The following is a 20,994-nucleotide window of genomic DNA, read 5'->3' as shown; positions in this document are numbered from 1 at the left end:
CATCGCTTTCCTTGAAGCGAACAGACATGCCGTTGCGGGTCCCCATGATGATCTCCTGGTGGCCGTCGGTGAGGCGAACGCCGATCAGTTCGTCGTCTTCCCGCAGGTTGACGGCAAACAGGCCGCCTTTGCGAATATGCTCAAACGCCGACAGCTCGGTCCGTTTGATAATTCCCTTTTTCGTGGCGAAGAACAGGTAGGCGTCTCCGCCCAGTTCCTTGACGGGGATGACCGCGTTGACCCGCTCGCCTTTTTCGATCTGGATCAGGTTGATCACCGGAGTGCCCTTGGCTGTGCGGCTCAGGTCCGGAATCTCGTACCCCATCAGGCGGTAGACCTTGCCCTTGTTGGTAAAGAACAAGATGTGGTCGTGCGAATTGGTGATGTACAGGTGTTCGACAAAGTCGTCGTCCTTGGTGCCGATGCCCTGTACACCACGGCCGCCCCGTTTCTGCGCACGATAGGTGGAGACGGGCAGGCGCTTGATGTAGCCGTCATGGGTCAGCGTGATGACCACGTCTTCTTCTGGAATCAGATCGGCATCCTCAATGTGCTCTTCGTCATATGTGATGACGGTCCTGCGCTCGTCGCCAAACTTCTCCTTGATCTCCAGAAGCTCTCCACGGACGATCGCGTAAATCTTGCCTTCATCGGCCAGAATGGAGCGCAGTTCGGCGATTTTCGCCAGCAATTCCTGGTACTCGTTTTCGATCTTTTCCCGCTCCAAACCGGTCAGGCGCTGCAGGCGCATGTCGAGAATCGCCTGAGCCTGTTCCAAGCTCAATCCGTAACGGGACATCAGTCCGTCGCGGGCCTCTTCTGCCGTTTGCGATCCACGGATCAGGCTGATGATCTCGTCGATGTGGTCCAGCGCAATTCGCAGCCCTTCCAAGATGTGAGCGCGGGCTTCCGCCTGCTTCAACTCGTACTCGGTCCGTCTGCGGACGATCTCCCGTTGATGCTGGAGGTAGTAGTACAACATGTCCCGCAGATTCAACACGCGTGGACGGTTGTCCACCAGCGCGAGCATGTTGACCCCGAAAGTGCTCTGCATCTGGGTATGCTTGAACAGGTTGTTCAAAACGACTTTGGGGACCACGTCCCGGCGCAGCTCGATGACGATCCGCATCCCTTTGCGGTCCGACTCGTCGCGCAGGTCGGTGATGCCGTCGATTTTCTTTTCCCGTACCAGCTCGGCAATTTTTTCGATCAGTTTGGCCTTGTTGACCTGGAAAGGTATTTCCGTCACGATGATGCGCGGTTTCCCTTTGTCTTCTTCGATCGTCGTTTTGGCTCGCATGATGATCGAGCCACGGCCCGTTTCGTACGCCCGGCGAATGCCGCTGTAGCCGAGGATTTCCCCGGCAGTCGGAAAATCGGGCCCCTTGATGATCTTCATCAGTTCCTGAACCGTTATGTTCGGATTGTCGATCATGGCCACGACGCCGTCAATCACTTCGCTCAGGTTGTGCGGAGGAATGTTGGTCGCCATGCCCACGGCAATCCCCGCCGAACCGTTTACCAGCAGATTGGGAAAACGGGACGGCAGTACGACCGGCTCCTCTTTTCGGCCGTCGTAGTTGGGTGTAAAGTTGACAGTCTCTTTATCGATATCGCGCAGCAGTTCGAGAGCAATCTTGGACAGGCGGGATTCGGTGTACCGCATCGCCGCTGCCGGGTCACCGTCCACGGAACCAAAGTTGCCCTGTCCCTCGACCAGCATGTAGCGCATGTTGAAGTCCTGCGCCATCCGAACCATCGTTTCGTAGATGGCAGAATCCCCGTGCGGATGGTAGTTGGCCATTACTTCACCAACGACGTTGGCCGACTTCCGGAACGCTTTGTCCGGCGTCAATCCCATGTCGTGCATGGCATACAAAATACGCCGGTGAACCGGCTTCAGCCCGTCGCGGACGTCTGGCAACGCCCGGCTGACAATTACGCTCATCGCATAGCTGATGAACGACTCTTTCATTTCCTGGCTAATATCAACTTTGGGAAACCGAGCTGTTTCTTCTGCCATAAAGGGTAAACCTCCAACTGGTTATCGCAATACGTAATTATACCATACAGAAAGAGGTCACGTCCAAAATCTCTCGCAAACGCATTGCGTCACCAGTCTCCTGTCTTACGGCAGCACCAGCCAGGCATCCTCCAACGGGGCGATGATCGCCCCGGATGTCCCCTCCCGGTCCGGTTGGGCAGCATCCCACACCGTCGCGATGAGAAAACGCCCCCCATCCTTCACGGCTTTTCCCGCCACACCGGCGGCAGCCCCCGGCCAACCCGCCAGGCAGTCCGCTTCTGGCAAAACAGGCCGCTGTTCCAGCCGCAGCCATTTCCCAACCGCCAACGCGTCGAGCACGTTTTCCATCGTCCCCGGCATGTCGAGAACGCGTTCATAGAGCTCCACGCGGATGCGCTCATACGTCTGCTGCTGCCTGGTTTTGGCAAAAATCGGGTCGTGGTGGTTCGCCATAAACGCCCGGTAAGCTGCTTCATCCCGCCAACAAGCGAGAATGACAGCCTCGGCCGGGTCGCTGACATTCCACCCGCCGGCCTGGCCGAGAAAGCCGTCAACCTCCCTGACGGCTCTCCACTGCTCCTGCCCCCGGGAAAAGAACTGCTGTTGGCCCTCCCTCACCTGACACGCAATCCATTTGATGAGCATGACACACCCCCCGCTTCTTTTGTGTCCTGTCACACAGGCCAATCACCTACAGACGGCCGTCTGTTCATAATACCGGTGCTTGCAAAAAAACCCGGACCATCTCAGGACGAACCGGGTTGCAGATGGGAATGTCGACGCCGCTCCTTGATCACGTACGCCAGATAGATGATCAGATAGAGTAAAATTACGATGACGGAGCAGCGATACATCAGGGCAAAACCGATTGCTTTGGCGACTGCGCCCAAAAGCATCGCCCCCGCTCCGATCCCCAGGTCAAACGCGGAAAAAAAGGTGCCATTTGCCGCCCCTCGCCGTTCAGGCGAAACGCGGTGGATGGTCCAGGCCTGCAGCGACGGCTGAACCGCGCCAAACCCGCTGCCAAACAGGATGGCCGCTGCAATCAGCCCAAAGGACGTCGTGCTGTACGACAAAATCAACAGACCCGCAGCCATCACAATACCGCCGGGCAGCAGCACCCAGAGGTGCCCTTTTCGGTCAAACAGTTTCCCGGCAACCGGCCGAATCAGCATCAGCGACAGCGCGTTGAACAGGAAGAACAGACCGACATTGCCGATCCCCGCTTCCTGGCCGAACAAGGTGATAAAACTGACAATGCCGCCGTACGTGACGCCCAGAAACAGCACCAGCAGCGACGGAAACAGCGCTTTTTGCTCCACCAGTCCACTTCGTTTTGTCTCAGGCTGCCGCCGACCGGCGCCGGCCGGTGCTGCCATTTTCACCGGTTTGGACAGGAGCATGGCCAATGCGGTCAAAACCGACGAGATCAAAAACAGCCAGCCAAATCCGAACGATTGCGCCAGCCACAGCCCCACCAACGGTCCAAGCGCCATCGCCAGGCTGCTGAACATCCCGAAATACCCCATTCCTTCTCCTCGCCGCGCAGCCGGAATCAGATCGGAAGCGATTGTGCCGAACGTGGTCGTGGCAATTCCCCAGCCTATGCCATGCACAAACCGAAGCCCCAACACGAGAGCGACCGTCGCCATCCAGTAATAACCGGCCACGCACAGCAGAAACAAGGCAAGCCCCACCAGCAAGACCGGCCGCCGTCCGACCGAATCCAGCGCTTTCCCGGCAAACGGACGAACGATCAGGGCGGACACCGTAAACAGGCTGACGACCAGACCTACAGCCAACTGGTCCCCGCCCCGTTCGGTCACAAACAGCGGAAGCGTCGGAATCAGCATCTGAAACCCGACGAAAAGAAAAAAATTGGAGAACGCCAACAGCACAAAATCTTTCGTCCAAAGCGGTTCCGTTTGGTTCATGGTTTCCCCTCCAGCGAGTAGGATATATCACTTACAATACATTATTATTTTGTAAGTTTAAAAATGTCAACGTACGAAGTGCAGCGTCATCGCTGTCGTCTCTGCCCAACAAAAAAAGCCTGCCCCATTTGGGACAAGCTTTTTCGGTTTGCTAAACATACGCATGCCGGCCTTACAAAACAGGTTCCATCTATCCGGCATGGTAAATCGTCTCCTTAAATGTCCAGATCCCGCACCGTGGCAGCATACTGCTCGATAAACTCGCGCCGCGGCTCCACATCGTCGCCCATCAGGGTTTCGAAGACCATGTCGGCTTCCATCGCATCTTCCAGACTGACCTGCAGCAGAGTGCGCACCTCGGGGTCCATTGTCGTCTCCCAGAGCTGGTCCGCATTCATCTCGCCCAATCCCTTGTAGCGCTGAATGCTTGGTTTGGGGGTGCTCTTCAACGTGGCCAGAATTTCGTCCCGCTGCTTGTCGTTGTACGCGTAGTAAATCTGCTTGCCCTGCTTGATGCTGTACAGCGGCGGTTGAGCGATGTAGATGTAGCCCGCCTCGATCAGCGGCCGCATATAGCGGTAAAACAGCGTCAAGAGCAGCGTCCGGATGTGCGAACCGTCGACGTCTGCGTCCGTCATGATCACGACTTTGTGGTAGCGGGCCTTGGAGATGTCAAAATCTTCGCCGACACCCGTGCCGAGCGCCGTGATGATCGCGCGAATCTCGTTGTTGGCGAGAATCTTGTCAAGACGGGATTTCTCCACGTTCAACACCTTGCCGCGCAGCGGCAGAATCGCCTGGAAGTGGCGATCCCGCCCCGCTTTGGCCGAACCGCCCGCGGAGTCCCCCTCCACGATAAACAATTCGGACTCGGACGCGTCCTTGGACGAACAATCGGCCAATTTGCCCGGCAACGCGCTTACCTCCAGTGCGCTTTTCCGCCTGGTCAGCTCGCGCGCCTTGCGCGCCGCTTCCCGCGCCCGCGCCGCCATCAGCGCTTTTTCCACAATCCGCTTGGCTACCGCCGGATTTTCCTCCATAAAGGTGGCAAAACGGTCGCCGAATACGGACTCGGTCACACTGCGCGCCTCGGAATTGCCCAGCTTCGTCTTGGTCTGCCCCTCAAACTGCGGCTCCGGGATCTTCACGGAAATGATCGCCGTAATCCCTTCGCGCACGTCATCACCGGACAGGTTGGGGTCCTTTTCCTTCAGGAAGTTGAACTTGCGGCAGTAGTCGTTGATGACGCGGGTAAGCGCCGTCTTGAAGCCGGACTCGTGCGTCCCGCCCTCGTGCGTGTTGATGTTGTTGGCAAAGGAGTAGATGTTGCTTATATAGCTGTCGTTGTACTGGATGGCTACTTCTACGTGCAGCCCGTCTTTTTCCCCTTCACAGTAAATGACTTCTTCGTGCAGCGGTTCGCGGTTCTTGTTCAAGTACTCGACAAACTGCACGATCCCGCCCTCGTAGTGGAACGACTCTTCCCGCTCCTGGCCGGGCCGCTCGTCTTTCAACGTGATGCGCAGCCCTTTGTTCAAAAAGGCCAGCTCGCGGATGCGCTTCTGCAGCACCTCGTAATCAAAAACGGTCGTTTCGGTAAAAATAGTCGGGTCAGGTTTGAAGGTGACCTTGGTACCGGTTTCTGTGGTTTCTCCGACAACCGCCAGATCTGCCTCCGGGACCCCGACGTTAAAGCGCATGAAGTGGACCTTGCCGTTCTGTTTCACTTCCACTTCCAACCACTCGGAGAGCGCGTTCACCACCGAGCTGCCCACGCCGTGCAGACCGCCTGACACCTTGTACCCGCCGCCGCCGAATTTCCCCCCGGCGTGCAGGACGGTCAAAACGGTCTCTACGGTCGATTTCCCGGTCTTTTCGTGGATGCCCGTAGGAATCCCCCGTCCGTTGTCCGTCACGGAGACAGAATTGTCCGGGTGAATCACCACTTCGATATTGTCGCAGTATCCGGCGAGCGCTTCGTCGATGGAATTGTCGACAATCTCCCACACCAGATGATGCAGACCGCGGCTGCTGGTTGACCCGATGTACATCCCGGGCCGCTTGCGCACCGCCTCCAAGCCCTCCAGCACCTGGATCTGACTGGCGTCGTAATTCGTATCCTTTGTCGTTACCTGGTCCACTACTCTGTCAACTCCTCCACTTCAGCTTGTACGGGAACCTGCTCCAAGCTGTCCACGAACTGAGCGCGTCGCTTTAGCGTCAGGGAAGATATGGGCGAACAGTAGACGGCATCCTTGGTGATGACATACGATTTCGTCTCCTCCACACCCTGGTCCACCACCATGTTGCGACGTGCCTGCAAAAACGCCTGGTTCACTTTTGACGATTTGACAGACTGGTGGTCGAGAATCGAAATTACGTCCTTGGTGCTCACCACAGTATCGCCACCAATGTGTATAAACATAACCTGTTCTCCCTACCTTTCCCCGGAGATTTTCCCTTCCCGCACGTAAAAACGCGAGGCTTGCTGGAGAACCTGATGTTTTAAGCCTTCCACACCCGTGGTGCTTACAAACGTCTGAACGCGATCTTGTATGGTTTCCAACAGCAGCGTCTGCCGATGTTCATCCAATTCAGACAGCACGTCATCCAACAGAAGAACGGGGTACTCGCCCACTTCTTCCTTGATCAGCTCGATTTCGGCCAGTTTGATCGACAGCGCGCTGGTCCGCTGCTGTCCCTGAGAACCGTACGTTTGTACGTCCATGCCGTTTACTTTCAGACTGAAATCGTCCCGGTGCGGCCCGATCAGCGTGCTGCCCCGGGCCATTTCCCGGTCAAACACCTCTTCGTAGGCGGCCAGCATCGCTTCAACCGCCTGCTCCACGGCCATCTCTTCCGTCACCGGCGAACTGTTCTCATAATGCAAAGAGAGCGTTTCCTTGCCGTCGGTAATGCCGGCGTGGATCGAGCGAGCCCACGTTTCCAGCTTCCGAATGAACGAAAAACGCTTCCGTAACAATTTTACCGCTAATTCTGCCAATTGGGTATTCCAAATTGCCAGCATTTCCAGCGAGTTACTTTTCTTCATCGCCAGGTCTTTCAGCAGTTGATTGCGCTGGGCCAGCACCTTGTTGTAATTGCTCAAATAGTACAGATACGTCGGAGACACCTGGCCGATTTCCATGTCGATAAACCGGCGCCGTTGGGCAGGCGCCCCCTTGACCACTCCCAGATCTTCGGGGGCGAACATGACCACGTTGAGTGCTCCGACGTATTCGCTTAATTTTTGCTGTTCCATCCCGTTGATTTTGGCCCGTTTTCCCTTGGCGGTCAACTGCAGCTCCAGCCGAACAGGTCCGGTGCGGCGCTCGACGTCGCTGCGGATGGCGGCAAAATCGGCATCCCAAGCGATCAGTTCCTTGTCCCGGGACGTCCGGTGGGATTTGGCCAGCGCAAGAACGTAGATGGACTCCAACACGTTGGTCTTGCCTTGCGCGTTGTTGCCGATAAACAGCTGAATGGGGCCGTCAAACGTGAGGGACAGCGCGTCGTAATTGCGAAAATGAGTTAGCGACAGGTTCTTGAGAAACAAGAATCAGGCTCTCCTCTCAGCGGCGCACTACTTTGAACCGGCCGTGCCCTTCGACCGTCACCTCATCGCCGGGATACAGCTTGCGGCCGCGCCGGTTTTCCTCTTCGCCGTTGACCAAGATCGGCACTTCGGCGAGAAACGCTTTGGCCATCCCGCCGGTGTCGATGATGTCGGCCAGCTTGAGGAACTGGCCCAGGGCGATGTACTCGGTTTGAATGGACACCTCTCGCATGGATGGGCTCCTTTCCTTTTCCAAATACTACCTAGTAGGTCCGGACCGGCAGGATCAGGTGAAGCATCCAGTCATGATCGGTCGGACAGATGACAAACGGGCTCATCGGGCCGGTAAAGCTGGCTTTGATCTCGCTGCTGTCGATGGAACGAAGCGCGTCAATCATGTACTTGGCGTTAAAGGAGATTTTCAGATCCTCGCCGTTGAGCGACTTAGGCGCGACAATCTCCGTCACCTTCCCGATCTCCGGCGCGTTGGAGGTGATCTCCACGCTGCCGTCCGGCAGTGTCATCAGGCGCACCACGTTGGATTTGCCCTCGCGGCTCAACAGGGATGCGCGCTCGATCGACTGCAGGAATTCCTTTGTGCTGACCGTGATTTCCGTCTTGCAGCCTTGCGGGATGATCCGGGACGTGTCCGGATACGTCCCTTCCAGCAGACGGGAGTAGAACAAAATGTGCTTCGACTTCACCAGGATCTGGTTGTCAGCCACGACGATGTCGACCGGATGTTGGTCATCATCCAATATTTTGACCAATTCGTTGCAGCTTTTACCCGGTACGACCACATTGTGGAAGGAAAGCTCTTCCGGGCACTCCACCATCGCCGTGCGGCTGGCCAGCCGGTGGCTGTCAGTCGCGACAAATTTCAATTGGCCGCGGTCCAGCGACCACATCAATCCGGTCAGAATCGGCCGCATTTCAGACGTGGACACGGCAAACACAGTCTGGCGAATCATCGCTTTCAACAAATCGCCCGGCACGCTGAACACCTTGTCCTCTTCCAGCTGCGGCAGCTGCGGAAATTCGTTTGCGTCCATCCCGTTGATCGTGAATTCCGCTTGGCCGGAACGGATTTGCGTCACCAGACGGTCATCCACCATGATGTGAATTTCATTGCTCGGCAGTTTTCGTACAATTTCGCTGAAAATGCGAGCAGTCAGCACAATGCTTCCCGGCTGGTGAACAGTTACCCCCCATTCGTCTCCTTCCTCCGTGGGGATGAGCACTTCAATGGAGACGTCGGAATCACTTGCGGTCAGCGTCAGTCCCTCTTCATCCGCTCTCATCTTGATCCCGGTCAGGATCGGAATCGTCGTCCGACTGGATACTGCCTTGCTGACGTGCGAAACGGCGTTCACCAGTCTGTCGCGTTGAACGGTAATGTGCATCACCGTAAACCTCCCTTTTTCCTGCCATCTCGTTTTGGGCCTGCTGTGCATAATGCCCGTGTCTCTTTCATATCTTATTAGGATCTATCTTTTTAACAGGAGTAGTACTAGGCCCTGTGGGTTTGTGGATATCCCCAATTCTGACGTAAAAGATAGCCTATACACATGTGGGTAAGTTGTGTATAGGCTTTTGGCGTTATTCACAATTCACAGGTTAGTGGTTGGCTTTCAGCTTTTCGATCAACGATTGGATCGTCGTCTGGAGCTGCGGATCGGTCGCAAGCGCTCTGGAAATCTTTTCGTGCGCGTGAATGACCGTCGTATGGTCGCGGCCGCCAAACTCGTCGCCGATTTTGGGCAGCGAGGCGTCCGTCAGCTCGCGGGACAGATACATCGCGATCTGTCGTGGAAACGCTACCGATTTGGTCCGCTTTTTCGCCTTGAAGTCTTCCAGCTTGAGGTTGAACGCTTCGCCGACTGCGCGCTGGATGTCCATGATCGTGATCACCCGCGGACGGGAAGACGGGATGATGTCTTTCAGCGCTTCCGCCGCCAGATGGGTGTCGATGTCGCGGTTGATCAGGGACGAGTACGCCACGACGCGAATCAGTGCGCCTTCCAGCTCGCGGATGTTGCTGTCGATCTGGTTGGCGATGTAAATCATGACTTCGTTGGGGATGTCCAGGTTTTCCGCTTTGGCCTTTTTTCGCAGGATGGCAATCCGCGTTTCCAAATCAGGAGGCTGGATGTCCGTGATCAGTCCCCATTCGAAGCGGGAGCGAAGGCGATCCTCCAGCGTGGGGATCTCTTTCGGCGGACGGTCGGAGGAGATGACAATCTGCTTGCTCTCCTCGTGCAGCGCGTTAAACGTATGGAAGAACTCTTCCTGCGTCTGCTCCTTGCCGGCCAAAAACTGAATGTCGTCGATCAACAGCACGTCGACGCTGCGGTATTTGTTGCGAAATTCAACAGTCTTGTTGTCCCGGATCGAGTTGATAAACTCATTGGTAAACTTTTCCGACGATAGATACACCACTTTGGCTGAGGGATTGTGCTGAATCACGTAATGGCCAATGGCGTGCATCAAGTGAGTCTTCCCCAATCCGACTCCTCCGTAGATGAACAGCGGGTTGTACGCCTTGGCCGGCGCTTCTGCCACGGCGAGCGATGCAGCGTGGGCAAACCGGTTTCCGGAACCGATGACGAACGTGTCAAACGTGTACTTGGGATTCAGGATGCTGGGAGGCTGGTCATCGGTGTTGGCTGGAGGAGCGGATACTTTCACTCGGGGGCCGGCTGTTCTTCGGCAAAGGCGCCGTCCGTATTTTGCTGGACGACGAAAATCACTTTCATATTTACGCCGGTAACCTCATAGAGTGTATCGGTGATCAATTGAGAGTAGCGAGTTTCCAGCCAGTCCCTGGCGAAGTCGTTGGGCGCTATGACAATCAGCGCGTCCTCCTCCAGTGTGCTCGCTTTGGTCGCCTTGAGCCAGGTATCAAAACTTGGTTTGCTGAGCGATTTTTCTATTTTGGCGAGTACCTTTCGCCAGAGCTCGCTAATCGCTGCATCCAACCGGAATCCCTCCTTTCAGGCAAACGAATATGAAATGATGAATGAAAAGATTCAGAATGGCGGATGACCAATAGGATAAATGTTCAACACAAGTACAGCGTGTCGACTGTGGATAAAATATAGTCGAAAAATAGGGATTTCGCGCAGAGAAGCGAAAAAAAGTAGACGTTATTCGCATCATTGTGAATACAATCATTCACAACTGAGGAAAGCTGTCCACAAACTTATCCACATGCTGTGGAAAATCTGATTGTCCCAATGGAGTTATACACGTTCCAAAACAAAAACATAATAACAGATAAAAGGCACGGTATCAATGGTTTTTTCGCACTTATCCACAAACACAACCACTGGTATTGGGGACATATTCACACCCCTATATTTTGTGTACAAGCTGTAGATAACCTTGTCGAAATCTGCGAGTGTGGATAAAATGATATCCACAGGACGGGAAATAGTTTTGTGGGGATAATTTCCCTTTTGACGGCGCTGGCCGGTCTGCTTGACTTTTTAGGCAAATCTCTTTATAATGCGAAAGAATGCCTTTTGAGGACGGAGGTGTATAGGAATGAAACCAACGTTTAATCCAAATAATCGCAAACGCAAAAAGGACCACGGGTTCCGCAAGCGTATGAGCACGAAAAACGGCCGTAAGGTCTTGGCAGCCCGTCGTCGTAAAGGTAGAAAAGTGCTTTCCGCATAGGCCACAGCTACAGTGGCCTTTTTTGTATTGTGATGAGTATCAGTCGGGACATCACTTGACCGCAGGACCTGTGTCCGCAACTGGCGCCGATCGGTGCCGCTCCTTGAGAGGAACTGCCCGGAGAGAACGCGCTCGACCGGATCACCGCTGGTATGGCCGAGCGGGAGAGGGTTTTAGGGACGACCGGGAGGAGTACGGACATTGAAACGCGAGAGGGATGGGACCGGCTTTTTTCTTGGGCCTGTCTGGACGATGTATCTGCGCGGGGGCTGGACGCAAAACATCTGTGCGCGCGCGGGAGGATCGGCCGGACGGGGAAAAAAGTGGGCGAAACCAGGATATACTGGTAGATGCTGCATACGTTTTCTACTATAATTATGATGTTAGGGGATGTTTACCTTGCATCGTTCGCATCGGCTCAGAAAAAATGAGCACTTCCAGGCAGTGTTTCAAAAGGGAAACTCGGCGGCAAACAAACAGTTTGTCCTGTATTGTGCCAAACAGGAGGGACAAGCCGTGTTTCGTGCCGGGATTTCCGTCAGCAAAAAAATCGGCAACGCCGTGATCCGGAACCGGGTCAAGCGGTTGATCCGCGAAGCGGTGCGCCGATTGGAAGGCGTCATCCCGCCGGACGTGGATCTGGTCATCATCGCTCGACCCGGCGTGGAAGCGATGACACTGGACGCGATTGAACAATCGCTCCTGCACGTGATGAAACGAGCCAAGGTGATCAGACATACACCCGTACATAACCAAAAAAGAGGGTGAAACGGTAATGGCGCGCTTAATGATATGGCTGATCCGCGGATACCAACTGTTTCTGTCCCCGTTGAAACCGCCTACATGCCGGTTTGCGCCCACCTGCTCGCACTACGCGATCGAGGCCATTCGCCGCTTCGGGGCGTGGAAGGGGGGCTGGTTGGCTCTGCGCCGCCTGTTGAAGTGCCACCCGTTTCATCCGGGCGGATTTGATCCTGTGCCGGATCAACGCCATTCGTAACTACGTGAACAACCGAATCAGGGAAAAGGAGGACCATCCTTTGAGAAGACGCATCCTCAGCATATCCATGCTGGCCCTGCTGGTACTGATTCTGTCGGGCTGCAACCCTCAGGCCGCTGCGCCGATCGGTCCTGACGCCACCGGCATATGGGACAAGTATTTTGTTTGGCCGCTGTCCTGGCTCATCAAAGAGAGTGCGGTGGTACTGGGGGGCAGTTACGGTTTGGGGATTTTGGTGGCCACCATCATCATCCGCCTGCTCGTGCTGCCGCTGATGGTCAAACAGATCAAGAGTTCCAAGAAAATGCAGGAGCTTCAGCCGGAACTGCAAAAAATCCGCGAGAAGTACAAAAACGATCCGCAAAAGGCCCAGCAGGAAACGCTTGTGCTGTTCCAGAAGCACAACGTAAATCCGCTGGCCGGATGTCTGCCGCTGTTGGTGCAGATGCCGATTCTGATTGCGTTTTACCACGCGATTATCCGTACGGAAGAAATCAAGAACCACACCTTCCTGTGGATGTCGCTGGGGGAAAAGGACCCGTACTACATCCTGCCGATCGTGGCGGCGATTACCACGTATCTGCAGTCCAAGATGATGGGATCGGCGGTGCAGAACAATCCGCAGATGCAGCTGATGACCATCATGATGCCGCTGATGATTCTGGCGATCGCCGTGACGTTGCCGTCCGCGCTCTCCCTGTACTGGGTGTACGGCAACCTGTTTACGATTGTGCAGACGTATTTCCTGTATCGCGATACAAACAAAGCGCCCAAAGCGCCGCGTCCTAAGGAGGGAACCTCCAAGTGAAAAAGGTGGTAGCTGCGGCAAAAACCATTGACGATGCTGTGCGTAAGGCCTTGGAAGAACTGGGCGTCACACGCGACAAGGTGAGCGTGCGCGTCCTGGAGGAGCCGAGCAGGGGATTGTTTGGACTGTTCGGTTCGCGGGACGCCAAGGTGGAAGTGGAGGTCAATGTCGATCCGGTGGATCAGGGCCTCGCATTTCTGCAGGATGTGCTGGCCAACATGAACGTGGACGCCCGTGTGGAAACGCGTCCCGGGGAAGACGGCGTCCTGTTTGACATACAGGGGACCAACCTGGGAATCATTATCGGCCGCAGGGGACAGACCTTAGACTCTCTACAGTATCTCGTAAATGTCGTAGCAAACCGCCATGCGGACAAGCACGTCCGCATCATTCTCGATGCTGAAAACTACCGCACGCGCCGCAAGGAAACGCTGGAGCAGCTGGCCGAGCGGGTGGCCAGGAAGGCTGTCGCCACCAAGCGCTCCGTCCGGCTGGAACCGATGTCGGCTGCGGACCGGAAAGTGATTCACTCGTTTTTGCAAAAGCGAGCGGATGTGGTCACCTACAGCGAAGGGGACGAACCCAACCGCTGCATCGTGATCGCGCCTAAAGAAGCCTCCCGGTAGGCTTCTTTTTTTATGCCCGGCAGTCGCCCGGGTGACAGACCGCATGGTAGCAGCATTGGCTTACCTTTGTTCGCCGTGACTCCCTTTTCACTTTTTTTGCGTAAAACATTAGAAGACGAAGGATGATAACCGATAAGGAAAGTAGAGAACGTTTCCCGCCAGTAAGTATGGGAGTACACGCTTGTAAGCAATGCATGGGAAAAATTCCTAACGTTTAACTAGGGGGCTTCTGCCATGGGGTTTGGAGACTTTGCAGATGTGCTTCTCAGATACAGGTATCAGGAAAATATCACGGTTGATGAACTGGCGGAACGGGCAGGAGTCGGCAGGAGCGTCCTGTCTCGGATTGAATCCGGGGAAACAAAACGGCCCAGCTTTGCCACCTGGAAAAAGATCGGGAACGCATTACATATTCCCTACGGATTGGTAATCAGTACGTATCTGGATGTAACCGAACGGGCGGAAACATTGAAGTTCCTGCTCCAAGAAGCCATCGCACATAATAACAAAACCGTCATCGAAAAGGCAGCCCAAAAATTGCTGGACACCCCCAAAATGCAAACATTTCTTGCTCTCGACCACCTTTTCCAAACGGCAAATGGTACGGACGACCCTGCCATAAAACTGGTATTGTACGATGTGCTCATTGAATATACCAGAAAGAATGGGATTCCCTATTACTTGGCGAAGGGGCTTTATGAGCGGTACTTACTTGAGCGGGACGAATTCGCTCGCTTGGAAGAAACGTATCAAAGAGGAAAAGAAATGCTGCATTACCTTGAATGGCTTCAGCCGGCAGAGCGGATTGCGGCGTATTTTCGACTGGGCGTACATGCCTACGTTTTGGACCATTATTACGATTGCATTGAATTGTGCAGCAAATGCATTCGGGAAGATCACGAAGACAGCAGGCAAAAAGCCTCCGCTTTGATCGCCATCGTCAATTCATATCTTGACCTGGGTGATCTCGTACTTGCCGAGGTGTACTTGAAAGAGTATGAAAACAGCAAATTTGCGGACTTCCGCAAAAAACATCTTCGGGCTCTGCTTTACGCAAAAAAAGGACAGCACGAAGAAGCGATTGCGCTTTATCAAGAGTGCCTGCAGGAAGCGGAACGCGACGGGCGCATCAACGTTGTCACCGATCTTCTGGACGTCTGCCTGGAGACCGGCAGAAACGACTTGATGAAAGAACTTATCGCTGCTGAAGATCAGTTTTTTCCTGCCGACATCACCTCTCACCCGCAACGGATCAAACAAACAGCCAAGTATCATTTGCAAAAAGGAAAATGTCAGATCTCGATCGGACAGATTACGGAAGGATTCGATACCCTGTTGAAAAGCATCAGCTATTATCGGCAATTAGGCTCCTTCGCGAAGGTGGCCGCCTGTATCGGTCTTTTTATTGAATATCATCGCATGAATGAAAGAAATTTATCATTTGAACATATGGAAATCATTGTGAAAGAGTTGAGTCCATATCGGGGAAGCCAAGCTGTTGAAGTGTTGCAGGCTCAAGCTGCGGAACAACTGTCGGCGGAACCGCACGAACGTACAGATGAAAAGCGGTGTCCAACGTAGAACTCGTATTGGCTGATGTATTACTCTATCCCCTTGCAATAAGAATGCAGATTCTTGTTGTGAGGGTCTTTTTTTTGTTTTCTCGATTTCATGAAGGATGATGCGCCTGTGGATAGTGCGATTGGATGCCGTTTCAGTCGACCATACTGTGGATAACGTGCCGGGCAGGAAATCTCGCGTGTAGTACAGAACAGGGGAACGGCATGTCCAGATGTGGATGATTCTTCGAAAAGGGTGAGCAAAGCGTTTCGTGCTTGGATTTTTGCAGGTGGTTCTGCTATGCTAAGAAGTTAGTACTGATTCGTCAGCGGAAAGCTTGAGGTGAAACAGCGTGGAATTTGACACCATCGCAGCGGTTGCGACCCCCATGGGGGAGGGCGGGATTGCGGTGATTCGCGTCAGTGGCCCGGACGCAATCGAAGTTGTGGATAAGATATACCGGGGCAAGCGGAAGTTGTCCACTGTGGACAGCCACACGATTCATTACGGACATCTGTACGATCCACAGACCGGCGAGCGAGTGGAAGAAGTGCTGGTCTCGGTGATGCGTGCACCGCGGACGTTTACGCGAGAGGACGTGGTGGAGGTGAACTGCCACGGCGGGATCGTGTCCGTGGAACGGGTACTGGAGCTGATACTGGACAACGGTGCTCGCCTGGCGGAGCCCGGGGAGTTTACGAAGCGTGCGTTTTTGAACGGACGCATCGATTTGTCCCAGGCCGAAGCGGTGATTGACCTGATCCGCGCCAAGACGGACAAGGCAATGAAAGTAGCGCTCAACCAGGTGGAGGGGAAACTGTCCCAGCTGATTCGCAAGCTGCGGCAAAACCTGATTGAGGCCATGGCCCACATCGAGGTGACACTGGACTACCCGGAGCACGATGTGGAAGAAGTAACGCAGAACTTTTTGCGCGAAAAATGCACAGAGGTCAAACAGGAGATCGGCCGACTGCTGCAGACGGCCCGACAAGGAAAGATCCTGCGCGAGGGGCTGTCCACAGCGATTATCGGCCGGCCCAATGTCGGCAAATCGTCGCTCTTGAACAGCCTGGTGCAGGAGGAAAAGGCGATCGTCACCGACGTGGCGGGCACGACCCGGGACGTCATCGAGGAATACGTGAATGTGCGCGGCGTGCCGCTGCGCTTGATTGATACAGCCGGCATTCGCGAGACGGAGGACATCGTGGAAAAGATCGGCGTGGAAAAGTCGCGGCAACTGCTGCAGCAAGCCGATCTCGTGCTGCTGGTGCTCAATTACAACGAGTCGCTCACGCCTGACGACTACGCCATTTTTGACGCGGCCAAAGGATTCCAGGTGATCGTCATCATCAACAAGGTGGACCTGCCGCAACGCATCGACCTGGATGAAGTGAGACGGCACTTCCCCAATCGGCCGCTCATCCTGACCTCGGCCAGGGAGGAGACAGGCATTGATCAGCTTGAGCAGGCGATTGCCGATCTCTTTTTTAGCGGCCGCGTACAGCAGGACGACCTGACCTACGTGAGCAACGCCCGTCATATTCAGCTGCTGCGCCAGGCGGAACAGGCCATTGACGATGCGATCAGCGGCATCGACAACCTGATGCCGATCGATATGGTGCAGATCGACATCAAAAAGGCGTGGGAATTGCTCGGCGAAGTGATCGGAGAGAGTGTGGGCGAAGATTTGATCGACCAGATATTCTCCCAGTTTTGTCTGGGCAAGTGAAAAAATAAGAGAGTGCGCCCATACTGGAGAGTAAGGAGGAAAACCATGAACGCAACCTACGAAGCGGAATCGTATGACGTCATAGTAATTGGTGCGGGTCATGCCGGCTGCGAGGCAGCGTTGGCGGCGGCGCGCATGGGATGCAGCACGCTGCTGTTGACCATTAACCTGGATGCGGTTGCCTTTATGCCGTGCAACCCGTCTGTCGGCGGGCCGGCCAAGGGGCATGTCGTACGCGAAATCGACGCCTTGGGCGGAGAGATGGGCAAAAATACAGACAAAACGCACATTCAGATGCGGATGCTGAACACGGGCAAAGGTCCGGCTGTTCACGCCCTGCGCGCGCAGGCAGACAAATTTGCCTATCAGCATCAGATGAAACACACGATTGAGCAGACTCCCAACCTGGTCCTGCGTCAGGCGATGGTGGATGAGCTGATCGTCAACAACGGCGTCTGCGAAGGGGTGATTACGCAGACGGGAGCCCGCTATTCGGCGAAAGCGGTTGTCCTGACCACCGGAACGTATCTGCGCGGGAAAATCATTCTGGGCGATCTCCAGTACGAAAGCGGTCCAAACAACATGCGGCCGTCGATCCGTCTCGCCTATCATCTGCAGGAATTGGGCTTTGAGATGGTTCGCTTCAAGACCGGGACGCCGCCGCGTGTGCACAAGAGCAGCGTCGACTTCTCCAAGATGGAGATTCAGCCCGGCGACACCGTGCCGCGCGCGTTTTCGTACGAGACCACCGAGTTTATCATGGATCAACTGCCGTGCTGGCTGACCTATACCAATGAAGAAACACACCGGATGATCAACAACAACCTGCATCGCGCGCCGATGTACTCCGGCATCATCGAGGGAACGGGGCCGCGCTATTGTCCGTCCATCGAGGACAAGGTGGTGCGTTTCAGCGACAAGCCGCGGCACCAGGTGTTCCTGGAGCCGGAGGGACGTCACACCGAAGAGATGTACGTGCAGGGGATGTCCACCAGCTTGCCGGAAGACGTGCAGTTGGCCATGCTGCGTTCCATGGCCGGCCTGGAAAATGTAAAAATGATGCGGCCGGGGTACGCCATCGAGTACGACGCGATTGTGCCGACACAGCTGTGGCCGTCGTTGGAAACCAAACTGGTGGAAGGGCTGTTCACAGCCGGTCAGATCAACGGTACGTCCGGCTATGAAGAGGCAGCCGGCCAAGGCTTGATGGCCGGGATTAACGCAGCGCGAAAAGTACAGGGAAAACCGCCGATCATTTTGGGGCGGGAACAGGCGTACATCGGGGTGTTGATCGACGACCTGGTGACCAAAGGAACCAATGAACCGTACCGGCTGCTCACTTCCCGGGCAGAATACCGGCTGCTGCTGCGACACGACAACGCTGACCTGCGCCTGACCGACATCGGTTACGAGATCGGCCTGATCAGCGAAGAGCGCTATCGCAAGTTCTGCCGCAAACGGGAACTGATCGAGAAGGAAAAGGAACGAATCATGAACACCCGCGTCCGTCCGGATATGCCGCACGTGCAGGAAGTGCTGCGCGCGGCCGGTACACCGGAATTGACGGAAGTGACCGATCTGGCCCAACTGCTCCGCCGTCCGGAAATCACCTATCAGCACATCATCCAAATGGTGCCGACTTCGGAACCAGTGCCGGAAGATGTGGCAGAGCAGGTGGAAATCCAAATCAAGTACGACGGCTACATCCGCAAGTCGCTGCAGCAGGTGGAACGGATGAAAAAGATGGAGGAACGCCGTATTCCGGACGACATTGATTACCATCAAATCTCCGGCTTGTCCAAAGAAGCGCAGGAAAAAATGAGCAAAGTCCGTCCGCTGAATATCGGGCAGGCATCCCGCATATCCGGCGTAAACCCGGCAGACATCTCCGTATTGATGATATATCTGGAGCAGTACAATCGCGTGAGAACGGCCGAGTAAGGAGACGAAGGCATGAACAAGGAGCAATTTGCCGAGGCGCTGGCAGCAAAGGGCATCGTGCTGTCCGCCCGCCAGTTGGAGCAGTTTGACGCGTACTACCGCCTGCTGGTGGAGTGGAATGAAAAAATGAACCTGACTGCGATTACCGAAGAAGGACAGGTGTACGTGAAGCATTTTTACGACTCGATTACGCCTGCCTTCTACTTTTCCTTTGATCAGGTGGAGTCTGTGGCAGACATCGGCGGAGGGGCGGGATTTCCCAGCATCCCGTTGAAAATCTGCTTTCCTCATCTCAAGATGACCATCATTGACTCGCTGAACAAACGGATGACCTTTTTGAATCACGTTGCCGCCGAACTTGGTCTGGAAGACGTATATCCGGTCCACGGCCGGGCGGAGGAGCGCGGACAGGAAGCGGCGTATCGGGAGTCGTTTGATCTCGTGGTGGCCCGCGCGGTCGCTCGTCTGAACGTGCTGGCCGAGTATTGCCTGCCGTTCGCCCGCGTCGGCGGTCATTTCATCGCGTTGAAGGGAGCCGATATCTCGCCGGAACTGAACGAGGCGAAAAAGGCAATCAAGACCCTGGGCGGCAAGACGAAAAAAGTAGAGACGTTTCAACTGGTGGAGGAAGCGGGGGAGCGCAACATCGTCATCATTGAAAAACTGGGCGCCACCCCGAAAGGTTATCCGCGCAAGCCGGGCACCCCTGCCAAAAAACCGCTGCTGTAGAAGCAGGCGGCAGCGGGGCGGCTGCGGGATCACCGACGTTATTGGAGACCAGAGGGCTATGGCACAACGCTGTGGCCCTTTTTTGGCAGAGGGGAATGATTGCAAGCTGCCCAAGCGGCAAACGCATGGTGAAGAATCAGCCGAATCGAATCTGTCTGCTGGCAGGCTTGGGAACACCGTTGGGGACACCGGAATCGCCTCCGCCTGTACTGAAAAAAACATGTTTGGCCCAGTGAGCCGCCAGTGCTTTTTTAAAGCGGACAGCCGTTCATTGATAAAAGCCGATTAGTCCGCATACTTTCAAAGAAAGCAGTCTTTTTTCGCAAGAGACGATAGCATGAACGGGAGGTTGAGAGGGAAATGGATACGCTTCATGCAACTTTTTTCCCGCCGGAACTGCCTACGATTTTGCTTCGACTGTTTTTGGCGTTTGTGACCGGAGCCATTATGGGATTGGAACGAGAGCGTTTCATCAGAGGAGCCAATCGGCAGCGGGGAGCAGGATTCCGCACGTACAGTCTCGTCTGCTTCGGTTCATGCCTGTTTGGACTTGCTTCCATCTACGGCTTTTCGAGCAGTGGTGTAAACAACGATCCAGGCCGCGTAGCCGCCCAGGTGGTTACCGGCATGGGCTTTTTGGGCGCAGGGGCGATTATCAAGTTTAACGGTACGGTTAAAGGGCTGACGACGGCGGCGGGCATGTGGGTGGCTTCGGCCATCGGTTTGATGTTCAGTGCCGGCATGTACATCACGGCAATCATTGCGGCATTTTTTGCTTATCTGACGCTTGATTTCCACCGCTTGTTCCCCCATTTGTTCAACTTCCGGAGCCGGCAGGAGCCAGGAGATGACGATTATGAATACGAACATCAGGAACAGGAAGGTAACAAGCAAGACAGTAATTGATGTTTCACGTGAAACACGTTTCCGCAGCAGGAATTAAACGGACCGTGCAGAATAATTAGGAAAGAAGAAGACTGTAAGACAGATACGCATGTGCCACGGCGTCAACGATTTGGTAAAAAATCCGCAGGAAAAGCACTCGACTGCATCACAGAGACGACGTCGACTGTTTTGCTGTTTCAGAAAAAAGATAAACACACGTCACGATGATTTGCCTGGAGCAGTAGATATACGCTTGGCTGATGAAGCATGATCATTCTTGGAAGGACTACTCCAGCAGGTGTTCTTCCTGTTTCAACACGCAAATGCTTCAGTGATGCGCAGCCTGAAACAGCAGGATGAACCATTCACAATAGAAGGATCGACAGCTTTAAAAAGCGACGATCAGACGATCAAAAGTTTTTCTTTCGACCGTATCACCCAACCCAGCAACGTGTGAGCTCGCCAGACCGATACGGGAAGAAAATGTTCCGAAATCCAATAATGATGACGGCTGCGTCG

At 54.8% G+C, this 20,994-nt stretch carries 18 protein-coding genes and 1 pseudogene (1 of these 19 running past the window's edge); 10 read left to right on the top strand and 9 right to left on the bottom strand.

The window, feature by feature from the left end:
* The 9 genes and pseudogenes from gyrA to dnaA form a co-directional block, all read right to left on the bottom strand.
* Positions 1-2,023: the 5' portion of a DNA gyrase subunit A gene (gene gyrA / locus IRT44_RS05335; RefSeq protein WP_171563884.1), read on the bottom strand. It extends 476 nt beyond the left edge of the window; the window shows 2,023 of its 2,499 coding nt (coding positions 1-2,023); the start codon lies at positions 2,021-2,023; its stop codon lies beyond the left edge, outside the window.
* A gap of 105 nt (positions 2,024-2,128) precedes the next feature.
* A complete protein-coding gene (locus IRT44_RS05330; RefSeq protein ID WP_171563885.1) occupies positions 2,129-2,671 on the bottom strand; it encodes a YdbC family protein in 543 nt (180 codons plus the stop codon).
* A gap of 101 nt (positions 2,672-2,772) precedes the next feature.
* Positions 2,773-3,960, bottom strand: coding sequence for an MFS transporter (locus tag IRT44_RS05325; RefSeq protein ID WP_212133343.1), 1,188 nt, complete (start codon positions 3,958-3,960; stop codon positions 2,773-2,775).
* 215 nt (positions 3,961-4,175) lie between these two features.
* Entirely contained in the window at positions 4,176-6,101 is a 1,926-nt protein-coding gene (gene gyrB, locus IRT44_RS05320; RefSeq protein WP_171563887.1) for a DNA topoisomerase (ATP-hydrolyzing) subunit B, read from the bottom strand.
* Positions 6,101-6,385 carry an extracellular matrix regulator RemB gene (gene remB, locus IRT44_RS05315; RefSeq protein ID WP_171563888.1) on the bottom strand — a complete coding sequence of 95 codons (285 nt, stop codon included), beginning with the start codon at positions 6,383-6,385 and terminating at the stop codon, positions 6,101-6,103. The genes gyrB and remB overlap by 1 nt, the downstream gene beginning before the upstream one ends.
* 12 nt (positions 6,386-6,397) lie before the next feature.
* On the bottom strand, positions 6,398-7,516 hold the full coding sequence (gene recF, locus IRT44_RS05310) for a DNA replication/repair protein RecF (RefSeq protein WP_171563889.1): 1,119 nt from the start codon (positions 7,514-7,516) through the stop codon (positions 6,398-6,400).
* 16 nt (positions 7,517-7,532) lie between these two features.
* Positions 7,533-7,748, bottom strand: a complete 216-nt coding sequence (gene yaaA, locus IRT44_RS05305; protein WP_029100576.1) for a S4 domain-containing protein YaaA — start codon at positions 7,746-7,748, stop codon at positions 7,533-7,535.
* 31 nt (positions 7,749-7,779) lie between these two features.
* Entirely contained in the window at positions 7,780-8,919 is a 1,140-nt protein-coding gene (gene dnaN / locus IRT44_RS05300; RefSeq protein ID WP_171563890.1) for a DNA polymerase III subunit beta, read from the bottom strand.
* Positions 8,920-9,133: 214 nt separating this feature from the next.
* Positions 9,134-10,494: pseudogene (gene dnaA / locus IRT44_RS05295) on the bottom strand (chromosomal replication initiator protein DnaA).
* Positions 10,495-11,062: 568 nt separating this feature from the next.
* On the opposite strand from dnaA, the gene rpmH reads away from it, so the two are divergent.
* The 10 genes from rpmH to IRT44_RS05245 all read left to right on the top strand — a co-directional run bounded on the left by rpmH (position 11,063) and on the right by IRT44_RS05245 (position 20,496).
* Positions 11,063-11,197: a 50S ribosomal protein L34 gene (gene rpmH / locus IRT44_RS05290; protein WP_081656608.1), complete on the top strand. Its 135-nt coding sequence runs from the start codon at positions 11,063-11,065 to the stop codon at positions 11,195-11,197.
* 399 nt (positions 11,198-11,596) lie between these two features.
* Positions 11,597-11,965 carry a ribonuclease P protein component gene (rnpA, locus tag IRT44_RS05285; RefSeq protein ID WP_171563892.1) on the top strand — a complete coding sequence of 123 codons (369 nt, stop codon included), beginning with the start codon at positions 11,597-11,599 and terminating at the stop codon, positions 11,963-11,965.
* A 7-nt stretch (positions 11,966-11,972) separates the two neighbouring features.
* Positions 11,973-12,197, top strand: coding sequence for a membrane protein insertion efficiency factor YidD (gene yidD / locus IRT44_RS05280; protein ID WP_171563893.1), 225 nt, complete (start codon positions 11,973-11,975; stop codon positions 12,195-12,197).
* Positions 12,198-12,237: 40 nt separating this feature from the next.
* The gene (yidC, locus tag IRT44_RS05275) at positions 12,238-13,005 is read left to right on the top strand and encodes a membrane protein insertase YidC (protein WP_171563894.1); all 768 of its coding nucleotides are present in this window, start codon (positions 12,238-12,240) and stop codon (positions 13,003-13,005) included.
* Positions 13,002-13,631 (top strand): RNA-binding cell elongation regulator Jag/EloR, encoded by a 630-nt coding sequence (gene jag / locus IRT44_RS05270; RefSeq protein WP_230077582.1) that lies wholly within the window; start codon positions 13,002-13,004, stop codon positions 13,629-13,631. Before yidC ends, jag begins: the two co-directional genes overlap by 4 nt.
* Positions 13,632-13,865: 234 nt before the next feature.
* Complete coding sequence (locus tag IRT44_RS05265; protein WP_230077581.1) at positions 13,866-15,212, top strand: helix-turn-helix domain-containing protein; 1,347 nt, start codon at positions 13,866-13,868, stop codon at positions 15,210-15,212.
* Between the two features lie 331 nt (positions 15,213-15,543).
* Positions 15,544-16,920, top strand: a complete 1,377-nt coding sequence (mnmE, locus tag IRT44_RS05260) for a tRNA uridine-5-carboxymethylaminomethyl(34) synthesis GTPase MnmE (protein ID WP_171563897.1) — start codon at positions 15,544-15,546, stop codon at positions 16,918-16,920.
* Positions 16,921-16,965: 45 nt separating this feature from the next.
* The gene (mnmG, locus tag IRT44_RS05255; RefSeq protein WP_171563898.1) at positions 16,966-18,861 is read left to right on the top strand and encodes a tRNA uridine-5-carboxymethylaminomethyl(34) synthesis enzyme MnmG; all 1,896 of its coding nucleotides are present in this window, start codon (positions 16,966-16,968) and stop codon (positions 18,859-18,861) included.
* Between the two features lie 12 nt (positions 18,862-18,873).
* Positions 18,874-19,590 carry a 16S rRNA (guanine(527)-N(7))-methyltransferase RsmG gene (gene rsmG / locus IRT44_RS05250; RefSeq protein WP_171563899.1) on the top strand — a complete coding sequence of 239 codons (717 nt, stop codon included), beginning with the start codon at positions 18,874-18,876 and terminating at the stop codon, positions 19,588-19,590.
* Positions 19,591-19,950: 360 nt separating this feature from the next.
* The gene (locus tag IRT44_RS05245; protein WP_230077580.1) at positions 19,951-20,496 is read left to right on the top strand and encodes an MgtC/SapB family protein; all 546 of its coding nucleotides are present in this window, start codon (positions 19,951-19,953) and stop codon (positions 20,494-20,496) included.
* Positions 20,497-20,994: the final 498 nt, after the last annotated feature.

The organism is Brevibacillus sedimenti (assembly GCF_020923495.1).
Taxonomy (GTDB): Bacteria; Bacillota; Bacilli; order Brevibacillales; family Brevibacillaceae; genus Brevibacillus; species Brevibacillus aydinogluensis.
This window is presented reverse-complemented; position numbering and strand designations above follow the sequence as displayed.